Annotated in this window: 16 protein-coding genes; 11 read left to right on the forward strand and 5 right to left on the reverse strand. The window is 64.7% G+C overall.

Going from position 1 to position 17347, the window contains the following annotated elements; genetic code table 11:
• Window position 1 precedes the first annotated feature (1 nt).
• Window positions 2-595: a protein-L-isoaspartate O-methyltransferase gene (locus tag IM701_RS00125; protein ID WP_062342367.1), complete on the reverse strand. Its 594-nt coding sequence runs from the start codon at window positions 593-595 to the stop codon at window positions 2-4.
• Window positions 596-760: 165 nt separating this feature from the next.
• Here IM701_RS00125 and IM701_RS00130 point away from each other — a divergent pair, with 165 nt between their 5' ends.
• The 3 genes from IM701_RS00130 (at window position 761) to IM701_RS00140 (ending at window position 5146) form a co-directional block, all read left to right on the forward strand.
• Window positions 761-2284, forward strand: a complete 1524-nt coding sequence (locus IM701_RS00130; protein WP_369820979.1) for a fumarate hydratase — start codon at window positions 761-763, stop codon at window positions 2282-2284.
• 220 nt (window positions 2285-2504) lie between these two features.
• Window positions 2505-4400: a histidine kinase gene (locus tag IM701_RS22195; protein ID WP_370584338.1), complete on the forward strand. Its 1896-nt coding sequence runs from the start codon at window positions 2505-2507 to the stop codon at window positions 4398-4400.
• 56 nt (window positions 4401-4456) lie between these two features.
• A complete protein-coding gene (locus tag IM701_RS00140) occupies window positions 4457-5146 on the forward strand; it encodes a LytTR family DNA-binding domain-containing protein (RefSeq protein ID WP_230487868.1) in 690 nt (229 codons plus the stop codon).
• 4 nt (window positions 5147-5150) lie between these two features.
• On the opposite strand, the gene IM701_RS00145 is transcribed toward IM701_RS00140, so the two are convergent.
• From IM701_RS00145 to IM701_RS00155, 3 genes are all read right to left on the reverse strand, one after another.
• Window positions 5151-6968: a long-chain fatty acid--CoA ligase gene (locus tag IM701_RS00145; protein WP_039333081.1), complete on the reverse strand. Its 1818-nt coding sequence runs from the start codon at window positions 6966-6968 to the stop codon at window positions 5151-5153.
• Window positions 6969-7103: 135 nt separating this feature from the next.
• Window positions 7104-8870 (reverse strand): gamma-glutamyltransferase, encoded by a 1767-nt coding sequence (gene ggt / locus IM701_RS00150; protein WP_193827422.1) that lies wholly within the window; start codon window positions 8868-8870, stop codon window positions 7104-7106.
• Window positions 8871-8879: 9 nt separating this feature from the next.
• Complete coding sequence (locus tag IM701_RS00155; protein ID WP_193827423.1) at window positions 8880-9929, reverse strand: quinone-dependent dihydroorotate dehydrogenase; 1050 nt, start codon at window positions 9927-9929, stop codon at window positions 8880-8882.
• Window positions 9930-10374: 445 nt separating this feature from the next.
• Here IM701_RS00155 and IM701_RS00160 point away from each other — a divergent pair, with 445 nt between their 5' ends.
• Genes IM701_RS00160 through IM701_RS00195 form a run of 8 tightly spaced genes read left to right on the forward strand, consistent with a single transcriptional unit; the run spans window position 10375 to window position 16361 of the window.
• Complete coding sequence (locus IM701_RS00160; protein ID WP_039333076.1) at window positions 10375-10806, forward strand: SUF system Fe-S cluster assembly regulator; 432 nt, start codon at window positions 10375-10377, stop codon at window positions 10804-10806.
• Window positions 10803-12284: a Fe-S cluster assembly protein SufB gene (gene sufB, locus IM701_RS00165; protein WP_193827424.1), complete on the forward strand. Its 1482-nt coding sequence runs from the start codon at window positions 10803-10805 to the stop codon at window positions 12282-12284. The genes IM701_RS00160 and sufB overlap by 4 nt, the downstream gene beginning before the upstream one ends.
• A complete protein-coding gene (locus tag IM701_RS00170) occupies window positions 12281-12802 on the forward strand; it encodes an endonuclease domain-containing protein (RefSeq protein ID WP_193827425.1) in 522 nt (173 codons plus the stop codon). The genes sufB and IM701_RS00170 overlap by 4 nt, the downstream gene beginning before the upstream one ends.
• An 11-nt stretch (window positions 12803-12813) precedes the next feature.
• A complete protein-coding gene (gene sufC / locus IM701_RS00175) occupies window positions 12814-13557 on the forward strand; it encodes a Fe-S cluster assembly ATPase SufC (protein ID WP_039333070.1) in 744 nt (247 codons plus the stop codon).
• Window positions 13554-14282: a SufD family Fe-S cluster assembly protein gene (locus tag IM701_RS00180; RefSeq protein ID WP_193827426.1), complete on the forward strand. Its 729-nt coding sequence runs from the start codon at window positions 13554-13556 to the stop codon at window positions 14280-14282. Before sufC ends, IM701_RS00180 begins: the two co-directional genes overlap by 4 nt.
• Window positions 14279-15490 (forward strand): cysteine desulfurase, encoded by a 1212-nt coding sequence (locus IM701_RS00185; RefSeq protein WP_193827427.1) that lies wholly within the window; start codon window positions 14279-14281, stop codon window positions 15488-15490. The genes IM701_RS00180 and IM701_RS00185 overlap by 4 nt, the downstream gene beginning before the upstream one ends.
• Entirely contained in the window at window positions 15487-15969 is a 483-nt protein-coding gene (locus tag IM701_RS00190) for an SUF system Fe-S cluster assembly protein (protein ID WP_039333064.1), read from the forward strand. Before IM701_RS00185 ends, IM701_RS00190 begins: the two co-directional genes overlap by 4 nt.
• Before the next feature lie 23 nt (window positions 15970-15992).
• The gene (locus tag IM701_RS00195) at window positions 15993-16361 is read left to right on the forward strand and encodes an iron-sulfur cluster assembly accessory protein (protein WP_193827428.1); all 369 of its coding nucleotides are present in this window, start codon (window positions 15993-15995) and stop codon (window positions 16359-16361) included.
• Here IM701_RS00195 and IM701_RS00200 read toward each other — a convergent pair.
• Window positions 16358-17299 (reverse strand): hypothetical protein, encoded by a 942-nt coding sequence (locus IM701_RS00200; RefSeq protein ID WP_193827429.1) that lies wholly within the window; start codon window positions 17297-17299, stop codon window positions 16358-16360. The genes IM701_RS00195 and IM701_RS00200 overlap by 4 nt on opposite strands.
• Window positions 17300-17347: the final 48 nt, after the last annotated feature.

Below are 17347 nucleotides of genomic sequence, written 5' to 3' on the forward strand. Positions count from 1 at the left end.
CTCAGAAGCTCCACGTCTTCGGTGCGGCAAACTCTGCCAGAACGGCGAAATCGGCCTCGGCAAGCGGGGTGGCGACCACCTTGCCCAAGGCCTTGCGAGCCATGGCGAGGCGGGTGACGCCACGATCCGCGATGCCGGTGACGATCCGGCCATCCTCGGCCAGCAGGCCAGCGAGCGAGTCCGGCAGCACTTCGGCGGCGCCATCGATCAGGATCAGCGAATACGGCCCGCCCTGAGCCGACGCCAGCGATTCGGCGCGGGTCACGCTGTCGGCAAGCTGCGCGGCCAGGGCCGCGAGGTAGCCGTTCGGAGAGATCACGAGGACGTTATCCTCGCGCCCGGTCTGCGCCGCTTCGAGCATCTGGCCGTAAGTCAGCGCCGGGGAGAGCGAGCGACCACCCCCGAGTGGAACCGCCCGGTCGATGTAGGCAACCGCGCGTCGTTCCGCAGGGACGAAGTCCTCGCGCGGCACGGCGTTGAAAGCATTGAGGATTGCCGGCGAATTGACGCCGCTCACGCGAAGCTGGCTATCGATCATCGCACGACGGGCAACCAGCATTTCATCCGCTGCCGGGCGATCTTCAACCACGGTCATTCGAAACCCTCATATTCGCTAGGGGCTTCCACCCGCACCCGGGGAAGCCTGAATGTTGCCAAGTGCCTGTAGATTATCGATCTGCTGTTTCCAAGGGATTTGCTTGTCGCAAATTGCCGCGTAATGCGCCCCACGAAACCAAGGCCTCTGGAGGGAGTCGGCAACATGGCAGAAATGGTCACGATCCGGGAAGCGGACCTTATCGAGAGCGTCGCAGACGCTCTGCAGTACATCAGCTACTTCCACCCGATGGACTACATCCGCGCGCTGGGCGAGGCCTACAAGGCCGAACAGGGCCCGGCGGCCAAGGACGCGATTGCGCAGATCCTCACCAATAGCCGCATGTGCGCCGAGGGCCACCGGCCGATCTGCCAGGATACCGGCATCGTCAACGTCTTCATCGAATGGGGGCAGGACTGCCGCCTCGAATCCGACATGAGCCTGCAGGACGTGGTCGATGAAGGCGTACGCCGCGCCTACAACAACCCCGACAACAAGCTGCGCGCCTCGGTGCTGGCCGACCCTGCCTTCACCCGCCGCAACACCCGCGACAACACGCCCTGCGTACTCCACGTCGAGATGGTCAAGGGCAACAAGGTCACGGTCGACGTCGCGGCAAAGGGCGGCGGCTCGGAAAACAAGTCGAAGTTCAAGATGATGAACCCTAGCGAGAACATCGTCGACTGGGTGATCGAGATGCTGCCGCAGATGGGCGCCGGCTGGTGCCCGCCCGGCATGCTCGGCATCGGCATCGGCGGCACAGCAGAACATTGCGTGCTGCTCGCCAAGAAGGCGCTGATGGAGCCGATCGACATGGCCCAGCTCAAGGAGCGCGGCCCGCAGACCGATATCGAGCGCATGCGCATCGAGATCTTCGACAAGGTCAACGCGCTCGGCATCGGCGCGCAGGGGCTGGGCGGTCTTTCGACGATCCTCGACGTCAAGATCATGGACGCGCCGTGCCATGCTGCGGGCAAGCCGGTGGCGATGATTCCCAACTGCGCCGCCACCCGCCACGCCCACTTCACGCTCGACGGTTCGGGTCCGAGCTATCTTGAACGTCCGAAGCTCGACGAATGGCCCCAGGTCCACTGGGCGCCGGATTCGGCGGCCAAGCGCGTCAATCTCGATACCCTGACCCAGGCCGAAGTCGAAGGCTGGAAGGCGGGCGATCGCCTGCTGCTGAACGGCAAGATGCTGACCGGTCGCGATGCCGCGCACAAGCGCATCAAGGACATGCTGGCCAAGGGTGAGGAACTGCCGGTCGATTTCAAGGGCCGCGTGATCTACTATGTCGGCCCGGTCGATCCGGTGCGCGATGAAGTCGTCGGCCCGGCTGGCCCGACCACTGCCACGCGGATGGACAGCTTCTCGGACACCATGCTCGACCTCGGCCTGCTGGCAAGCGTCGGCAAGGCCGAGCGCGGCCCCGCTGCCACCAAGTCGATCGCCAACCATAAGAGTGCCTATCTGATGGCTGTGGGCGGCGCGGCCTATCTTGTCGCGCGCGCGATCAAGGAAGCCAGGGTGGTCGGGTTCGAGGACCTCGGCATGGAAGCGATCTACGAATTCACCGTCGAGGACATGCCGGTCACCGTTGCGGTCGACAGTTCGGGTGAAAACGTTCACCAGGCCGCACCGCTGGTGTGGAAGAAGAAGATCGCGGACGAAGGCCTGTTGCCTGTTTGAGGGTAGGAAAGCCCATCCGGGCTTTCCTTGACGGCACCGGCCCACGCCCCCGCCCGGCCACCCACGAGAGTACCCTGAACGGGTGGCCGGGCGGGGGCGTGGGCCGGTGCCGCAGGCCTCTGACGGATGTCAGAGGCGCACCCGATAAATTCCATGAACGCCTTATGCCGCCCGACCGCCGTTATGGCGTGTCGGGCGGTTCGCGTTTAGGGTCGGCGGGATGACATCGTCGCAAATCGATCCCGGTATCCCGCGCGTTCCGGCCCGGCAGGTGATCCTGTCGGCCGTGGCGTTGTGGCTGTGCTACTTCCTTCTGATCACGGTCCGCGGGCTGGTGGTGGAGCTGGGTGATTTTACCGATCTGCTCTGGCGCCGTGCGCTCGTAACCTTCGCCGGCATTGTCGTCACGGTTGCCTGCTGGCCACTGCTCCGCCGCTTCGATGCGCGCCCCCTTGCCACGCGCGTTGCCGCAGCCCTGGTCATCATGCTGCCCGCAGCACTCGCTCTGGCAGCGGTAAACCAGTGGGCCTTCGCTCCGGTCGAGAAGCGCATGATCGAACGGATCAGCACCACTCCGGGGCAGCAGGAAAACGGTGAGTCGACGACGACGACCCAGACCACCGTGACCACCGGCCAAGGCAAGCCCGGGGTGAAGATCCGCCACGACATGGCCGGCAATGTCCTGGTCGACGTGCTTGACGAAGGGTTCATCCCTCCGGCGCCACCCGAGCCCGACTTGCCGGAACCGCCGCCACAACCGGAGATCCCCCCCGCTCCCAAGGCCGCTCCGTCGATGGAGCCGTTGCTTAGCGCAGAGGACATTGCCGAGCTGCGCAAGGTCGGCGACGAAGCGACGATCCAGGCGCTCAAGAACTTCGGCATCAAGCAGGACGCCGATGGCAGCATGGTCATTTCCCAGCCCGGCCTGTTTGTCCGCCAATATGCCGATGGACGCTCGGAAGTGCGGACCGGGGGCAAGGTCTACACCGTCGACGAGGACGGTGAGGTCGAGAGCATCAGTGACGCAGTAGAACCGCCGGCCTCGGCAGCTTCGGCGGCGCCCCCGGCACCACCAGTCCCGCCGATGCTGTCCGCCGCGGAAAGGGACAAAATCCGCGAAAAGGCCCGCCGCGAGGCTGACAAGGCTCTCAGGAGGGCGCAAGCGGCACGAAAGCTGGCGCTGGAGAAGGCACAGGCGGTGCGGGCACGTGAGGTCGCCACAGCCCGGACAGCTGCTGAGCAGCGGAAAGCGGAATCAGCCAGGGCAGGGGATGATAAGGTGGCAATCGCGCCGCAGCCAAGCCCGTCCGAGACTGTTACTGAAGATCTGCGCGGTCCCGATCATGTCACCATCATTCGCCAGACGGTGGAGAACGAAGGGCTCTGGCGTCAGCTGACCGATGTGGCGCTTGGCCGCTACTTCCTGCTGATTGCCTGGGCTGCGCTCTATCTTGCGCTCGGCAATGGCGAACAGCTGCGCGCGGCGGAGTATCGCGAAGGGCAATATGCGCGGGCTGCGAAAGCTGCCGAGCTGCGGTCGCTGCGTTATCAGGTGAACCCGCACTTCCTGTTCAACACGTTGAATTCCCTGTCGGCTTTGGTCATGGTCGGGCGAACCGAACAGGCCGAGCGGATGATCCAGTCAATCTCGCGTTTCTATCGCCACAGCCTTGCCGGCGACCCCACGGCAGACATGCCGCTGGAAGACGAGATCGCCTTGCAGCGCCATTACCTCGACATCGAAGCGGTGCGCTTTCCAGAGCGTTTGCGCTGCGAGTTCGACATTCCGGACGATCTGATGACCGCCTGCGTACCGGGCATGATCCTGCAGCCGCTGGTCGAAAACTCGATCAAGTATGCTGTCTCGACTACGATCCGACCAGTGACCATCCGCATCACCGCCCGCGAGGCCGGGGGCTTTCTCATCCTGACGGTGGCGGATGACGGACCTGGTGAGGGCTTTGCCAATGGTGGTACCGGCATCGGCATCGCCAATGTCAGAAGCCGGCTTGCTGCCCGTTTCGGTGAGGATGGAGCCGGCGTGGAAAGCGGGCCGCTTCCCGCTGGCGGTTATGCAACGGTGCTGACCATGCCGGTCGTCCGGAACGAGTGCTGAGGGGACTTGAGTTGCGCACGCTGATTGTTGACGACGAACCGCTGGCTGTCGAGCGGATGCAGATCCTGTGCGCGCGTATACCGGCGTTGCAGGTGGTGGGGACGGCCAGCGATGGCGCTGCAGCCCTGCGCCTGATCGAAGCGCTCAATCCCGATCTCGTCCTGCTCGACATGACCATGCCCGAGGTCGATGGGCTCGGCGTGGCGAGGGCGCTGGCGGGACTGGCCAACCGGCCTGCGGTCGTGTTCGTAACGGCGCATGACGATTTTGCGGTCGAGGCATTTGATTGCGATGCCGTGGACTACGTGCTCAAACCTGTCGCGCAGGAGCGGCTGGAGCGGGCGGTAGAGCGCGCGCAGACGCGCCGCAGCACGTCGGCCGAAGCGACTCAGGCACCGGAAAAGACGCCGAGCGAGTGGATCGAGGAGTTCTGGGTGCCGCACCGCTCCGAACTGATCCGCGTCGCCGCGTCGGACCTCGAACGGATCGATGCGGAGCGTGACTATGTCCGGCTCCACGCGGGACAGCGCAGTTACATGATGCTTCATACCATTGCGGGTCTTGAAGCGCGCCTCGATCCCGATCGGTTCATCCGCCTGCACCGTTCGACCATCGTTCGGCGCGACCGTATCGCCGGGCTCAAGCACGATGGCCTTGGCGTGTGGTCCGCCGAGCTGGTCGATGGCTCGGTCCAGCGGATTGGACGTACCTATCTCGCGCGGGTCAAGGCCATGGCGGGGCGCTAAGCGGCTAGCTCTTGTAAAGCGCGTCCACCCGCGCGCCGTAGCGCTCCCGGATCTTGTGGCGGCGGATCTTGAGGCTCGGCGTCATCTCGCCATTGTCGATGCTGAAGGCCTCGTCGGCAAAGGTGAACTGGCGGACCTTCTCGATCACCGACAGGTCCTTGTTCACCCGGTCCACCGCCGCGCGGATCGCATTCCTGAACGCTGGCAGGTCCTGCAATTCCTTGAAGTCGAAATGTTCGCCCTGCGCGCGGGACCACTCCAGCGCCCATTCCGGATCGGGCACGACCAGTCCGACGATGTAGGGCCGCTTGTCGCCAGAAACCATCGCCTGCGCGATCTCCGGCTGCAGCGTCAACATGCCCTCGATCTTTTGCGGAGAGACGTTGTCGCCCTTGTCGTTGACAATCATGTCCTTCTTGCGGTCGGTGATGACGATGCGGCCCTTATCGTCGAGATGGCCGATATCACCGGTGTGCAGCCAGCCCGCATTGGGGCCTTCGGGCGGTATCGCGCGCGCGGTCTCGGCATCGTTGTGCCAGTAGCCGTGCATGACAAGCTCGCCCTTGACGAGAATCTCGCCGTCTTCGGCGATCTTCACCTCGACGCCCTTCATCGGCGGGCCGACGGTGTCCATCTTCAGGCCGACCTTTGGCCGATTGCACGAGATCACCGGCCCCGCTTCGGTCTGGCCGTAGCCCTGCAGCATGGTCAGCCCCATGGCATCGAAAAACACGCCGACGTCAGGGTTGAGCGGCGCGCCGCCCGAAACCATCGCCTTCATCCGCCCGCCAAAGCGCGCGCGGATCTTCGGGCGCAGGGTTCGCTCCAGGATCAGGTTCATCGGAGCATCGATGATCCGCCCCTTGCCGGCCGCCTTGCGTCCGCCGATGGAAAGGGCGCGGTCCATCAGGTAGTTCGCCACCTTCCCCTGCTTCTCCACCTGCTTCATGATCCGCGTGCGCAGCACTTCGAACAGGCGCGGCACCACCACCATTATCGTCGGGCGAACTTCCTCGATGTTCGAGGCGAGCTTTTCGAGGCCTTCGGAATAGTAGATCTGGGCACCCATGCCGATCGGCAGGTACTGGCCGCCGGTATGCTCGTAGGCGTGGCTCAGCGGCAGGAACGAGAGAAACACTTCCTCCCCCCAACCGAAATCGTTGGCGAGAATCTCCGCCGCACCCTCGACATTGCACAGGATCGAACCGTGATGCAGGCGCACGCCGCGCGGGGAACCACCGGTGCCGCTGGTGTAGATGATGCAGGCCAGGTCATCGCGGCCCATGGTCCTGAGCCGCTCGTCCACGGCCGCCCGCGCCGCTGTTCCATCGCCGCTGGTCATCGACTGCCACTCGTGGAATGCCAGTTTGCCGGCCTGCATCTGGCGTAGCGGTTCCATCCCGATCACATGCTCGACGCAAGGCGCGGAAAGAGCCGCCGGCAACAGCGGCTGCGAAAGCTTCGCGGTCGAGACAATCACGGCCCGCGCACCGGAATTCTCGAGGATGTGCAGGTGATCACGCTCGGTATTGGTGATGTAGGTCGGCACGGTGACAAGGCCTGCCGCCATGATCGCATGATCGGCGATGCACCATTCCGGGCGGTTCTCCGATACCAGCGCCACCCGATCGCCCGGATTGAGCCCGAGCCCGCGCAGCGCCTCCGCCAGGACACAGACCTGCCGCGTCGCTTCAGTCCAACTCAGCGAGTTCCAATTGCCCTTGCTCTTGGCCCACAGAAACGGGCCGTCCCCGCGCTTTGCCGCACGGTCGAGGAACATCGAAACGAGATTGGGAAACCCTGCGAAATCGGAAAGCAGCACGTCTTGACCCTCGCCCCTTATGGCATGGCGGAGCAATCACCGCCTGCCGGTTAACGGGAACCTAGTGGCCTCGTTCCGTCACGGCAACCGCGCACGCCAGTCTGTTCCCCAATGGTCACGCCCGCATCAAGCCGCTCAAGGGGCGACGGCCGCGCCCTCGCTGCGGGGATCAGCTGCGCCCCGCCAACGGTCGCCAACGCGCTCTATGGCATTGGCCTTGAAAGACGGTGGCCGCGCCAGAACTTGCGCATGGCCAAGCTGCTGCAAGGTCGGGATCATCGCTTCAAGGCTCGTGCCCTTCTCGACCAAGACCATGTCGCCGCCCGGCGCAAAGATCACCGGCAGCGCAATCGCGTCGCGGGCCGAGAGGTTCCAGTCGAGCACGCCAATGATCGCCTTGGCCACTTGCGCGGGGATCGTCACGCCACCGGCCGCGCCGATGGCAAGGCGCAATTTGCCGTCCGGCCCATAGATCAGCGTCGGCGACATCGAACTGCGCGGTCGCTTTCCCGCCTCAATGCGATTGGCGGTCGGCTTGCCGTCCTTGTCCGGCACGATGTTGAAATCGGTCAGCTCGTTGTTGAGATAATAGCCGCCCACCATCAGACCCGACCCGAACGGACCTTCGATGGTCGATGTATAGCTTGCGGCATTGCCCCAGCGATCGACCGCCACGAAGTGCGTCGTGCCGTTCTCTTCCTGCGGATCGGCCTTGGCGAAGGCCAACCTGGCTCCCGGCGGGGTGCCCGGCGTCACGAGTCCGAGCGATGTGGTTTCGGAAATCAGGGCCGAGCGCGAGGCGAGATAGGCAGGATCGGTCAGCCCTGAGACCGGGACCGAAACGAAATCGCTGTCGGCCAGATACTGGTCGCGGTCAGCATAGGCGAGGCGCTGCGACTCCGCGATCAGGTGCCATGAAACCGGGTTGGCTGGCCCGAGCGCCTTCATGTCGAAGCGTTCGAGCTGCTTCAGGATGGCGAAAACGGTGGTCGCGCCCGAGGAAGGCGGCCCCATTCCGCAGATGCGCCAGACGCGATACTGGCCGCAGACAGGCGGCCGGGCGATGGCCCTGTATCCAGCGATGTCGGCTGTCGTCATCGGTGAAGGATTGCGCGGCGCCGTGCCCACCTTGGACGCAATCAGGGTGGCGTTCTCGCCTGCATAGAAGCTGTCGGCACCGCGTGCAGCAACCGTTTCGAGTGTGGCGGCCAGCGCAGGGTTGCGCACAAGTGTGCCGACCGCGAGCGGCTGCCCGTCCGAGCCATAGTACAAGGCACTTGCCTCCGGATCGAGCGCGCCGGTGCGGCTGGCCGCAGCCAGGATGGTCCGCAGGCGCGGCGTGATCTCAAACCCTTCGCGGGCCAGGCGGATCGCCGGCTGGAACAGTGTTCGCCACGACAGCCTGCCTTTGCCGTTATGCGCCAGCGCGGCGAGTCGCAAGTTCCCCGGCACGCCGACGCTGCGACCACCCGGTATTGCGTCGCGGTAAGCCAGCGGCTTGCCATCGGCATAGAACCACTGAGGAGTCGCCGCCTTCGGAGCCGTTTCGCGGCCATCGATCGTCTCGATCTGCCCTGCAGCATCGCCCAGCACGAGGAACCCCCCGCCACCGATGCCGGAACTCTGCGGTTCTACCACGGTCAGCGCCAGCATGGTGGCTATGGCAGCGTCGGTTGCGCTGCCACCAAGGCGGAGCATCTGCACGCCAGCTTCGGCAGCGCGCGGATCTGCAGCGGACACGAGACCCGCGCTGTCCACCGGGATACCGTCTGCCGCAGCCGCCAGCGGCGCCGTTCGAGGTGGAGCAACTGTCGCGCTGGGTGGCGGAACGCAGCCGCTGACGAGCAATGCAGCGAGCGGCGTGGCCAAGCTGGCGGATTTAAGGAGGCGGGGGACTGACATGCCCCCTTGCTATTCGGTGCCGACCGCCTCGGCAATGGACGTCATGCCGGCTTCGCGGACCTTCCGTTCAAGTCCTGCGACCAGGCGCCTGGCAAGACCGGGGCCCTCGAAGACCATTGCGCTGTAGATCTGGATCAGGCTGGCACCGGCCCGGATGCGGGCCCAGGCATCATCAACCGTTGCAATACCGCCCACGCCGATCAGGGGAATCGCGCCGCCACTTGCCTTGCGGAAATCGCGCAGACGCTGCAGCGCAAGTTCGCGCAGCGGTTCGCCCGAGAGGCCGCCAGCTTCCCCGGCATGGACCGAGCGCAAGGCCGGCCGGGTGATCGTGGTATTCGAAACGATCAATGCGGCGAGCCGCTTTTCAAGAGCGATGCGGCAGATCGCATCGATGTCCGACGGTTCGAGATCGGGCGCAAGCTTCAGGAAGATCGGCACGTTCATGTTGCCGCGCGCCTCGATCACGCCGTCGAGCAGGGCCGAAAGGGCGCCTTCATCCTGCAGCGCCCGAAGGCCCGGCGTGTTGGGCGACGAGATGTTGACGGTGAGATACGATGCCAGCGGGGCCATCAGCCGGGTCATCTGAGCATAGTCGGCAATGCGGTCGGCCGAGTCCTTGTTCGCGCCGATGTTCACGCCAACGATGCCCGGCAGTCCGTGCTTGCCCGTCTCACGGCGTCGGATCAGGCGGTTGGTCACGGCCTGCGCGCCTTCGTTGTTGAAGCCCATCCGATTGATCACGGCCCGATCCTCGATCAGGCGGAACAGCCGCGGCTTGGGATTGCCTTCCTGCGGCAGCGGCGTGACCGTGCCCACTTCGACAAAGCCAAACCCCAGCCCGAGCATGGCGTCGGGCACTTCGGCATTTTTGTCGAACCCCGGGGCCATGCCCAGCGGGTTGGGGAAGGCGATGCCGGCGATGCGCTGGGCGAGATTGGGCGTGGGGGCCAGTCTGCCCGAAGGCGGATTGATCGCGAGTGCGCGGATGGTCAGGCGATGCGCAGGTTCGGCAGGGATCCGGAAAATCAGGGGGCGCAGCAGCGAATATGGCGTCACGGGCAAACGGTTCCGGGTTCTGCGAATGGTGAAGGTCGAATCGGGGTCAATTCCGATGCGCCATGCCGCCGGACCACCCCGGCGAGTCTTTGCGACGTTATCTTCTGTCGGCCAAGCCTGTTCTTCTCGAATCTGACAGCAATTGTAATTGATTGCGCTTGGTATGTTGCGCATTTGCCACCGGAATTGTCGAATCCATACAATTCTCTGCAAGGGCTTCTGCTTAGTAAGGCGCTGCGACCCGAAGGGCTCGGTGCAGTTATGCAACGAGTTCTCGACTTTGAGGCGGCCGATGACCCATTGGGCTCGGCCGCCCTTTTTTTGCCGCCCATTTTTTTCCGCTCTCTTTTTGAACGAGCGCCCGCTTGTGCAGGGAAGGCACCGCGCCTAGATAACCGGAGTGATTCGGTCCGATTTGCGCGGGCCGCAACCGGGACCCTTGCAGATGCGCCTTTCGAGCATGGCCGATTACGCCGTTGTCACGATGACCGCCGCTGCGCGCCATTGCGGGCAGAGCCGCGTCTGTGCGCAACAACTCGCCGATGAAACCGGCCTGCCGGCGCCGACCGTGCAGAAGCTGGTCAGCAAGCTTTCGGCCGCAGGGCTGCTGAAGTCTGTCCGTGGAGCGCGTGGCGGGCTCAAGCTGGCGCGCCCGGCAGCAGCTATCACTTTGGCCGATATCGTCGAAGCCGTGGAAGGCCCCATTGCGCTCACGCCCTGCAGCGAGCATGGGCGCCATGATTGCACGCTGGAATCCGCGTGCACCGTCCGTCCGCACTGGCCTGCCGTCGATGCCGCATTGCGCGGCGCGCTGGCGGGCATACCGCTCACCCAATTGTCCCGTCCTGCCGCAGCGGTGACGGAGGTTATGGCATGACCGAGAACGTCGAAATCAAGGATCAGGCCGCGCGCGAGGCCGCTGCAAAGGTCGCCGAGTACGAGCATGGCTGGTCGTCCGATATCGAGCAGGAGTACGGGCCCAAGGGCCTGTCCGAGGACACCGTCCGCTACATCTCGGCCAAGAAGGACGAGCCGGAATGGATGCTCGAATGGCGCCTCAAGGCCTATCGCCACTGGCTGACCATGCCCACGCCCGATTGGGCCAAGCTCAACATCCCGCCGATCGACTATCAGGGCGCCTATTACTGGGCCGCGCCCAAGGCCAAGCCCAAGCTCGGCAGCCTTGACGAGGTCGATCCCGAAATCCTGCGCGTCTATGAAAAGCTCGGCATTCCACTGGAGGAGCAGAAGGTGCTCGCCGGCGTCGAGGGGGCGCGCAAGATTGCCGTCGACGCCGTGTTCGATTCCGTCAGTGTCGCGACCACCTTCCGCAAGGAGCTGGAAGCGGCAGGCGTGATCTTCCGCTCGATCTCCGAGGCGATCCGCGAATATCCGGACCTCGTGAAGAAGTGGCTCGGCAAGGTCGTGCCGATGCACGACAACTACTTTGCCACGCTCAATTGCGCGGTCTTTTCTGACGGCACCTTCGTCTACATCCCCGAGGGCGTGCGCTGCCCGATGGAGCTCTCGACCTATTTTCGCATCAACGCGGAGAACACGGGCCAGTTCGAGCGCACCCTGATCGTCGCCGACAAGGGCAGTTACGTCTCCTACCTCGAAGGCTGCACCGCCCCGCAGCGCGATGAAAACCAGCTTCACGCCGCCGTCGTGGAACTCGTCGCGCTCGATGACGCCGAGATCAAATACTCGACCGTCCAGAACTGGTATCCCGGTGACGCGGAAGGCAAGGGCGGCATCTACAACTTCGTCACCAAGCGCGCGCTGTGCCAGGGTGCCCGCTCCAAGGTCTCGTGGACGCAGGTCGAAACCGGCTCGGCGATAACTTGGAAGTATCCGTCCTGCGTCCTGAACGGCGAGGATTCGGTGGGCGAGTTCTACTCGGTTGCCGTCACCAACAACTATCAGCAGGCCGATACCGGCACCAAGATGATCCACAACGGCAAGGGGTCGCGCTCTACGATCGTGTCGAAGGGGATCTCTGCGGGCAAGAGCAACAACACTTATCGCGGCCTCGTCCGCGTCGCCCCGCAGGCGGAAGGCGTGCGCAACTTCACCCAGTGCGACAGCCTGCTGCTCGGCGCAGACTGCGGCGCGCACACCGTGCCCTATATCGAAGTGCGCAACCCCAGCGCCACGATCGAACACGAAGCCACCACCAGCAAGATCAGCGACGACCAGCTGTTCTACGCCATGCAGCGCGGCCTCGATCAGGAAAGCGCCGTCGCCCTGATCGTCAACGGCTTCGCCCGCGAGGTGCTGCAGCAACTGCCGATGGAATTCGCAGTCGAAGCGCAGAAGCTGCTGGGTATCAGCCTTGAAGGATCAGTTGGTTGAAGAAGACTCTTACCCTCCGCCCCGTCGGCGAACGTGCCGAAGCGCCCAAGATCCAGAAGAAGGGTCGCGGCTGGGCCATTTCCGGTTCGCGCCTCGATGCGATCCACGACATGGCACGCCAGTTGCGCCGCGAACCGGACGAGGCTCACCTCGCGCTGGCCGAGGAACTGGCGAAGGAAGATCTGGGAAAGTACAAGTTCAAGCGCTACGCCGTGATTGGTTCGGCCATCGTCGATTTCGCGAGCCAGTCGCTGAAGCTGGTCGTCGCGCTTGACCGTGGCGATGCGCCAGAGCTTGAGCGCCGCCGCGATGCCAGTCTTGCCGAAGTCGGCATCAAGGTCCTCCGCTATGATGCTGCCGAAGTACTCGGCGATCCTGAAGGCGCCTGCGCTGCCGTCCTGCGCGAGATGAAGGCCCGGTACGATGAGTTGCGCGCGGCCTCGCGTCCTTCGCGTCCGTCCTATTCGCGCTCCGGCGCCCGCCCGCAGCGCAGCCCCCACACCCGGGCTCGCGACTGAGAGAGATGACCATGCTCGAAATCCAGAACCTCCAGGCCACCGTTGCCGACAAGCCGATCCTCAAGGGTCTGTCGCTCACCATCAACGCGGGTGAGATCCACGCGATCATGGGGCCGAACGGCGCGGGCAAGTCCACGCTCGGCTACACGCTCGGCGGGCGGCCCGGCTACGAAGTGACCGGCGGCACCGCCACATTGGATGGCACCGACCTGTTCGAACTCGAACCGCATGAACGCGCGGCGGCGGGCCTGTTTCTCGGCTTCCAGTACCCGGTCGAGATCCCCGGCGTGTCCTTCGTGCAGTTCCTGCGCGAATCCGCCAATGCCCAGCGCAAGGCACGCGGCGAGGCACCCCTTTCGGGGGGCGAATTCCTCAAGCTGGCCAAGGAGAAGGCGGGCCTGCTGCGCATGGACATGGACATGCTCAAGCGCCCGGTGAACGTCGGCTTTTCGGGCGGTGAGAAGAAGCGTGCCGAGATGGTCCAGATGGGCATTCTCGATCCCAAGATCGCCATCCTCGATGAAACCGATTCCGGGCTCGACATCGACGCCCTGCGCATCTGCGGCGAAGGCATCAACGCGATCATGCGCAAGCCCGAAAAGGCCGTGCTGCTGATCACCCACTACCAGCGCCTGCTCGATTACGTGAAACCCGACTTTGTCCACGTCCTTGCCGGCGGCCGCATCGTCAAGAGCGGCGGGCCTGAACTGGCGCTCGAACTCGAAGAGCACGGCTACGAGGCCGTCGCGGCATGACCGCGCTGCCCACCCGCAGGCAAGAAGCCTTCCGCTACGCCGATCTTGCGGCGCTGGAAGCGCTCTGGCCGCTGCCGGTGCAGGAAATCCGCGTCGCTGCGGGCGAGACGGGCGCGAGCGCTGTCGTGCTCGATGGCGCCAACGACGCCGCGCAGGACATCGCGATCACGCTGGAAGATGGCGCGGAATATGACCTGCGCCTGCTCAACGCCGGGTCCGCCTATGGCCGCATTGCGGTCAAGGTCACGCTTGGCAAGGGCGCGAAGTTCCATCTCGGCGCGGCACAGATCGCCGGCGGCGAACAGACCGCCGAGATCGTCACCGAGGTCGTCCATGCCGAGCCTGACGCGGTTTCGAGCCAGGTCGTCCGTTCGGTCCTCGGCGGCAAGGCCACGGGCACGTATCTCGGCCGCGTCGTTGTGGCGCGCGGGGCGATCGGCACCGACGGCGAACAGTCGATCCGGGCGATGCTGCTGGATCGCACCGCCACTGCCAATGCCCGCCCAGAGCTGGAAATCTACGCCGACGACGTCAAGTGCGCCCACGGCTGCGCGGTCGGCGAACTCGATCCGCAGGGGCTGTTCTACCTCGCCCAGCGCGGCCTTCCACCAGCCGAGGCGAAGAAGCTCATGCTTCATGCCTTCATCGCTGAAGCCTTCGTCGGTGCCGCCGATGAAGAGTCGCTTACCGAAGCCGCGCTCAAGGCGCTGGATGCCGTGCTGTGACCGTCGATGCCCTGACCCGCACCGCTGAATGGCCCGGCCTCGTCAATGCTGACGGCAGCCGCTGGCATTATCTCGATACCGCCGCCACCGCGCAGAAGCCGCAAGTGGTGATCGATGCGATGGTGCGTGCCATGGGCCGCGACTACGCCACCGTTCATCGCGGCGTCTATGCCCGCTCGGCCGACATGACGCTGGCCTTCGAAGCTGCGCGCCGCAAGGTTGCTGCACTCGTCGGCGGCGCCGAGAACGAGCTGGTCTTCACCCGCGGCGCGACCGAGGCGATCAACCTCGTCGCGCAGACCTGGGGTGTAGCCAACCTCAAGGCGGGTGACCGCATCCTCATCTCCACGCTGGAGCACCACGCCAACATCGTGCCCTGGCAGATGCTGCGCGAGCGTACCGGAGTCGAGATCGATGTTTGCCCGCTGACCGAGGACGGGCTGATCGATCTCGATGCCGCCGAACGCATGATCGCGCCTGCGCACAAGCTGGTCGCTTTCGCGCACGTGTCGAACGTGCTCGGCTCCACGCTTGATGCAAAGCGCGCGGTCGCGATGGCCCGCAGCGTCGGCGCGAAGATCCTGCTCGATGGCTGCCAGTCGGTCGCGCGCCTCACCGTCGACGTGAAGGCGCTGGACGCGGACTTCTACGTCTTCTCGGCGCACAAGCTTTATGGCTCCACCGGCATCGGCGCGCTCTGGGCCAAGGGCGAGATCCTCGATGCCATGCCGCCGTGGCAAGGCGGCGGCGCAATGATCGACAGGGTCACTTTCGAGAAGACCACCTATGCCCCCGCACCCCAGCGGTTCGAGGCCGGCACGCCCGCCATTGTCGAGGCCATCGGCTTTGGCGCAGCAGTCGATTTCGTTCAGGCGCAAGGCCTCGCCACCATCCACGCCCACGAATGCGCGCTGGTGGCCAAGGCACGCGAGGCGCTCGGGCGCATGAACTCGGTCAAGCTGTTCGGCCCTGCGGAAAGCGCCGGCATCCTCAGCTTCGCGCTCGAAGGCGTGCACCCACACGATCTCGGCACGATTCTGGACGAGGAAGGCGTGGCCATCCGCGCCGGGCATCACTGTGCCCAGCCGCTGATGGCGCATCTCGGCGTGCCCGCGACGGCGCGCGCGAGCTTCGGCATCTACAGCGATGAAAGCGATATCGCCGCGCTCGTGCGCGGCATCGAAAGGACCAAGAGGATTTTCGGATGAGCGAGAACGATCCCAAGTTCGCGGTCGAGGAAGTGGAAGCCGTCTCGGCACCGAAGCGCGCGTTCGTGGAGGACGCAGTGGAAGAAACGTCCGCCCAAAAGCTCGAGCGCAAGCGCGACTACCTCGAAGGCTTCCTCGCCGCCAAGCCTGAGGCCGTCTCGCCCGCCGAACCGGGCGGAGACATCTACGAAGGCGTGATTGCCGCGCTCAAGGAAATCTTCGACCCCGAAATTCCGGTCAACATCTATGACCTCGGCCTGATCTACGGCGTCGATGTCTCGGACGATTCCGATGTCACCGTCACCATGACGCTGACCACGCCGCATTGCCCGGTCGCGGAATCGATGCCGGGCGAGGTCGAACTGCGCGTCTCGGCCGTGCCCGGTGTGCGCGATGCCGAGGTCAATCTTGTCTGGGACCCGGCATGGGACCCCGCCAAGATGAGCGACGAAGCCAAGCTTGAACTGGGAATGCTGTAACGCCTCCCCATATAGGTGTCACCATGACGACCGAAACGCAGACCAAGCCCCGCCATCCCCGCCCCGCTGCGGTGATCCTCACGCCCTCGGCCGAGGCGCGCGTGGCGCATCTCATGGCCACGGCTCCCGAAGGCGCGATCGGCGTGAAGTTGTCGACGCCCCGTCGCGGCTGTTCGGGGCTTGCCTACTCGGTCGACTACGTGACCGAGGCCAACCCGCTTGATGAAAAGATCGAAACGCCGGGCGGTCTGTTCTTCATCGACAGCGCCTCGGTGCTCTACCTGATCGGCAGCACGATGGACTGGCAGGAAGACGATTTCACCGCCGGATTCGTGTTCCAGAACCCCAACGCCAAAGGCAGTTGCGGCTGCGGTGAAAGCTTTACCGTCTAACCTTCGGCAAGGAACGCCAGCAGCGCCTTTTCCAGCGGATCGACCTGCTCGTCAGCGTCGATGCGCGCCTGCAGCCACAGGTTCTCGGCATCGGTCACGGCATGTTCTCGCGCAGCTTCGCCCGCAACATCGCGGCCCGGTTGCCTGCGCCCGAAGCCGACTTCGCGAACGGCCCGCACGAAGCTGCCAGTATCGACCCTTGCCATGCGACCAAAGAACCGGCCCAGATGGGTCGAGCGGTCGTCCATGAACGCTTCCAGCTCGCCCGCCCGCTCGCGCGTGATGCCCTTGGCGCCGTTCCAGCCCTGCAGGTAATTGCCCACGCCCTGCACGAACAGTCGCCCCCACGCAGAAGCGTTGTCCGCGCCCAACGTGGCATCCTTCAGGCGGAACAGCATTTCCGCCTCGCGCTGGCTTACCCCGGCAGGGCGATCCCCGCCGGAGGCAAAGATCGTGCGACGGATCAGGCTGCATTCGGCTTCGGTGATGCTGCCTGGAGCAAGCGTGCCGCTACAGCGCGTCGGGCCATCCCCTGTCAGAACTTCGCGTTCGATCTGCTCCAGCACGAACAAGCGCAAGTCATCGGGTGCGGACAGTGCCTTCTCCAGCAGCCTGACCAGCAGTTCCAGCTCGGTCAGGCTTTCCACTTTGCCATCGTGCGAGACGCGCTCGATCAGCCAGCGCGCATTCTCGTCCGAGACATAGCCCTTGGGCTCGGTTCCGTTGACCACGAATTCGACCAGAGCCTCGACGAAGAAGTCGGACCATTCGCGCGTGGGCTCGGCGCTCTGGTCGTTAAGCAGGAAGATCGCTTCGGCTTCTTCGGGATCGATCCTGCCATCGGGCCATGCCGCGCGCCGCAATTCGAGGATTTCCTCTACGGAGATTGCGCTGTCCTTGGCGGCCTGCTCGGCCAAAGCGCGGAAGTGCAGGGTCATGCGTCTTCGGTCCCTCAAGCGTTCAATCGCAGGAGGGCATAAGGGAAA

The sequence above is a fragment of the Novosphingobium sp. ES2-1 genome (genome assembly GCF_015169775.1).
In the GTDB taxonomy this organism is placed as follows: domain Bacteria; phylum Pseudomonadota; class Alphaproteobacteria; order Sphingomonadales; family Sphingomonadaceae; genus Novosphingobium; species Novosphingobium subterraneum.

What these genes read in the sequence shown, in the direction of transcription:
- IM701_RS00125 (WP_062342367.1), bottom strand. Translation starts at nt 595, where the DNA reads ATGACCGTGGTTGAAGATCGCCCGGCAGCGGATGAAATGCTGGTTGCC.
- IM701_RS00130 (WP_369820979.1), top strand. Translation starts at nt 761, where the DNA reads ATGGCAGAAATGGTCACGATCCGGGAAGCGGACCTTATCGAGAGCGTC.
- IM701_RS22195 (WP_370584338.1), top strand. Translation starts at nt 2,505, where the DNA reads ATGACATCGTCGCAAATCGATCCCGGTATCCCGCGCGTTCCGGCCCGG.
- IM701_RS00140 (WP_230487868.1), top strand. Translation starts at nt 4,457, where the DNA reads ATGCAGATCCTGTGCGCGCGTATACCGGCGTTGCAGGTGGTGGGGACG.
- ggt (WP_193827422.1), bottom strand. Translation starts at nt 8,870, where the DNA reads ATGTCAGTCCCCCGCCTCCTTAAATCCGCCAGCTTGGCCACGCCGCTC.
- IM701_RS00160 (WP_039333076.1), top strand. Translation starts at nt 10,375, where the DNA reads ATGCGCCTTTCGAGCATGGCCGATTACGCCGTTGTCACGATGACCGCC.
- sufB (WP_193827424.1), top strand. Translation starts at nt 10,803, where the DNA reads ATGACCGAGAACGTCGAAATCAAGGATCAGGCCGCGCGCGAGGCCGCT.
- sufC (WP_039333070.1), top strand. Translation starts at nt 12,814, where the DNA reads ATGCTCGAAATCCAGAACCTCCAGGCCACCGTTGCCGACAAGCCGATC.
- IM701_RS00180 (WP_193827426.1), top strand. Translation starts at nt 13,554, where the DNA reads ATGACCGCGCTGCCCACCCGCAGGCAAGAAGCCTTCCGCTACGCCGAT.
- IM701_RS00190 (WP_039333064.1), top strand. Translation starts at nt 15,487, where the DNA reads ATGAGCGAGAACGATCCCAAGTTCGCGGTCGAGGAAGTGGAAGCCGTC.
- IM701_RS00195 (WP_193827428.1), top strand. Translation starts at nt 15,993, where the DNA reads ATGACGACCGAAACGCAGACCAAGCCCCGCCATCCCCGCCCCGCTGCG.
- IM701_RS00200 (WP_193827429.1), bottom strand. Translation starts at nt 17,299, where the DNA reads ATGACCCTGCACTTCCGCGCTTTGGCCGAGCAGGCCGCCAAGGACAGC.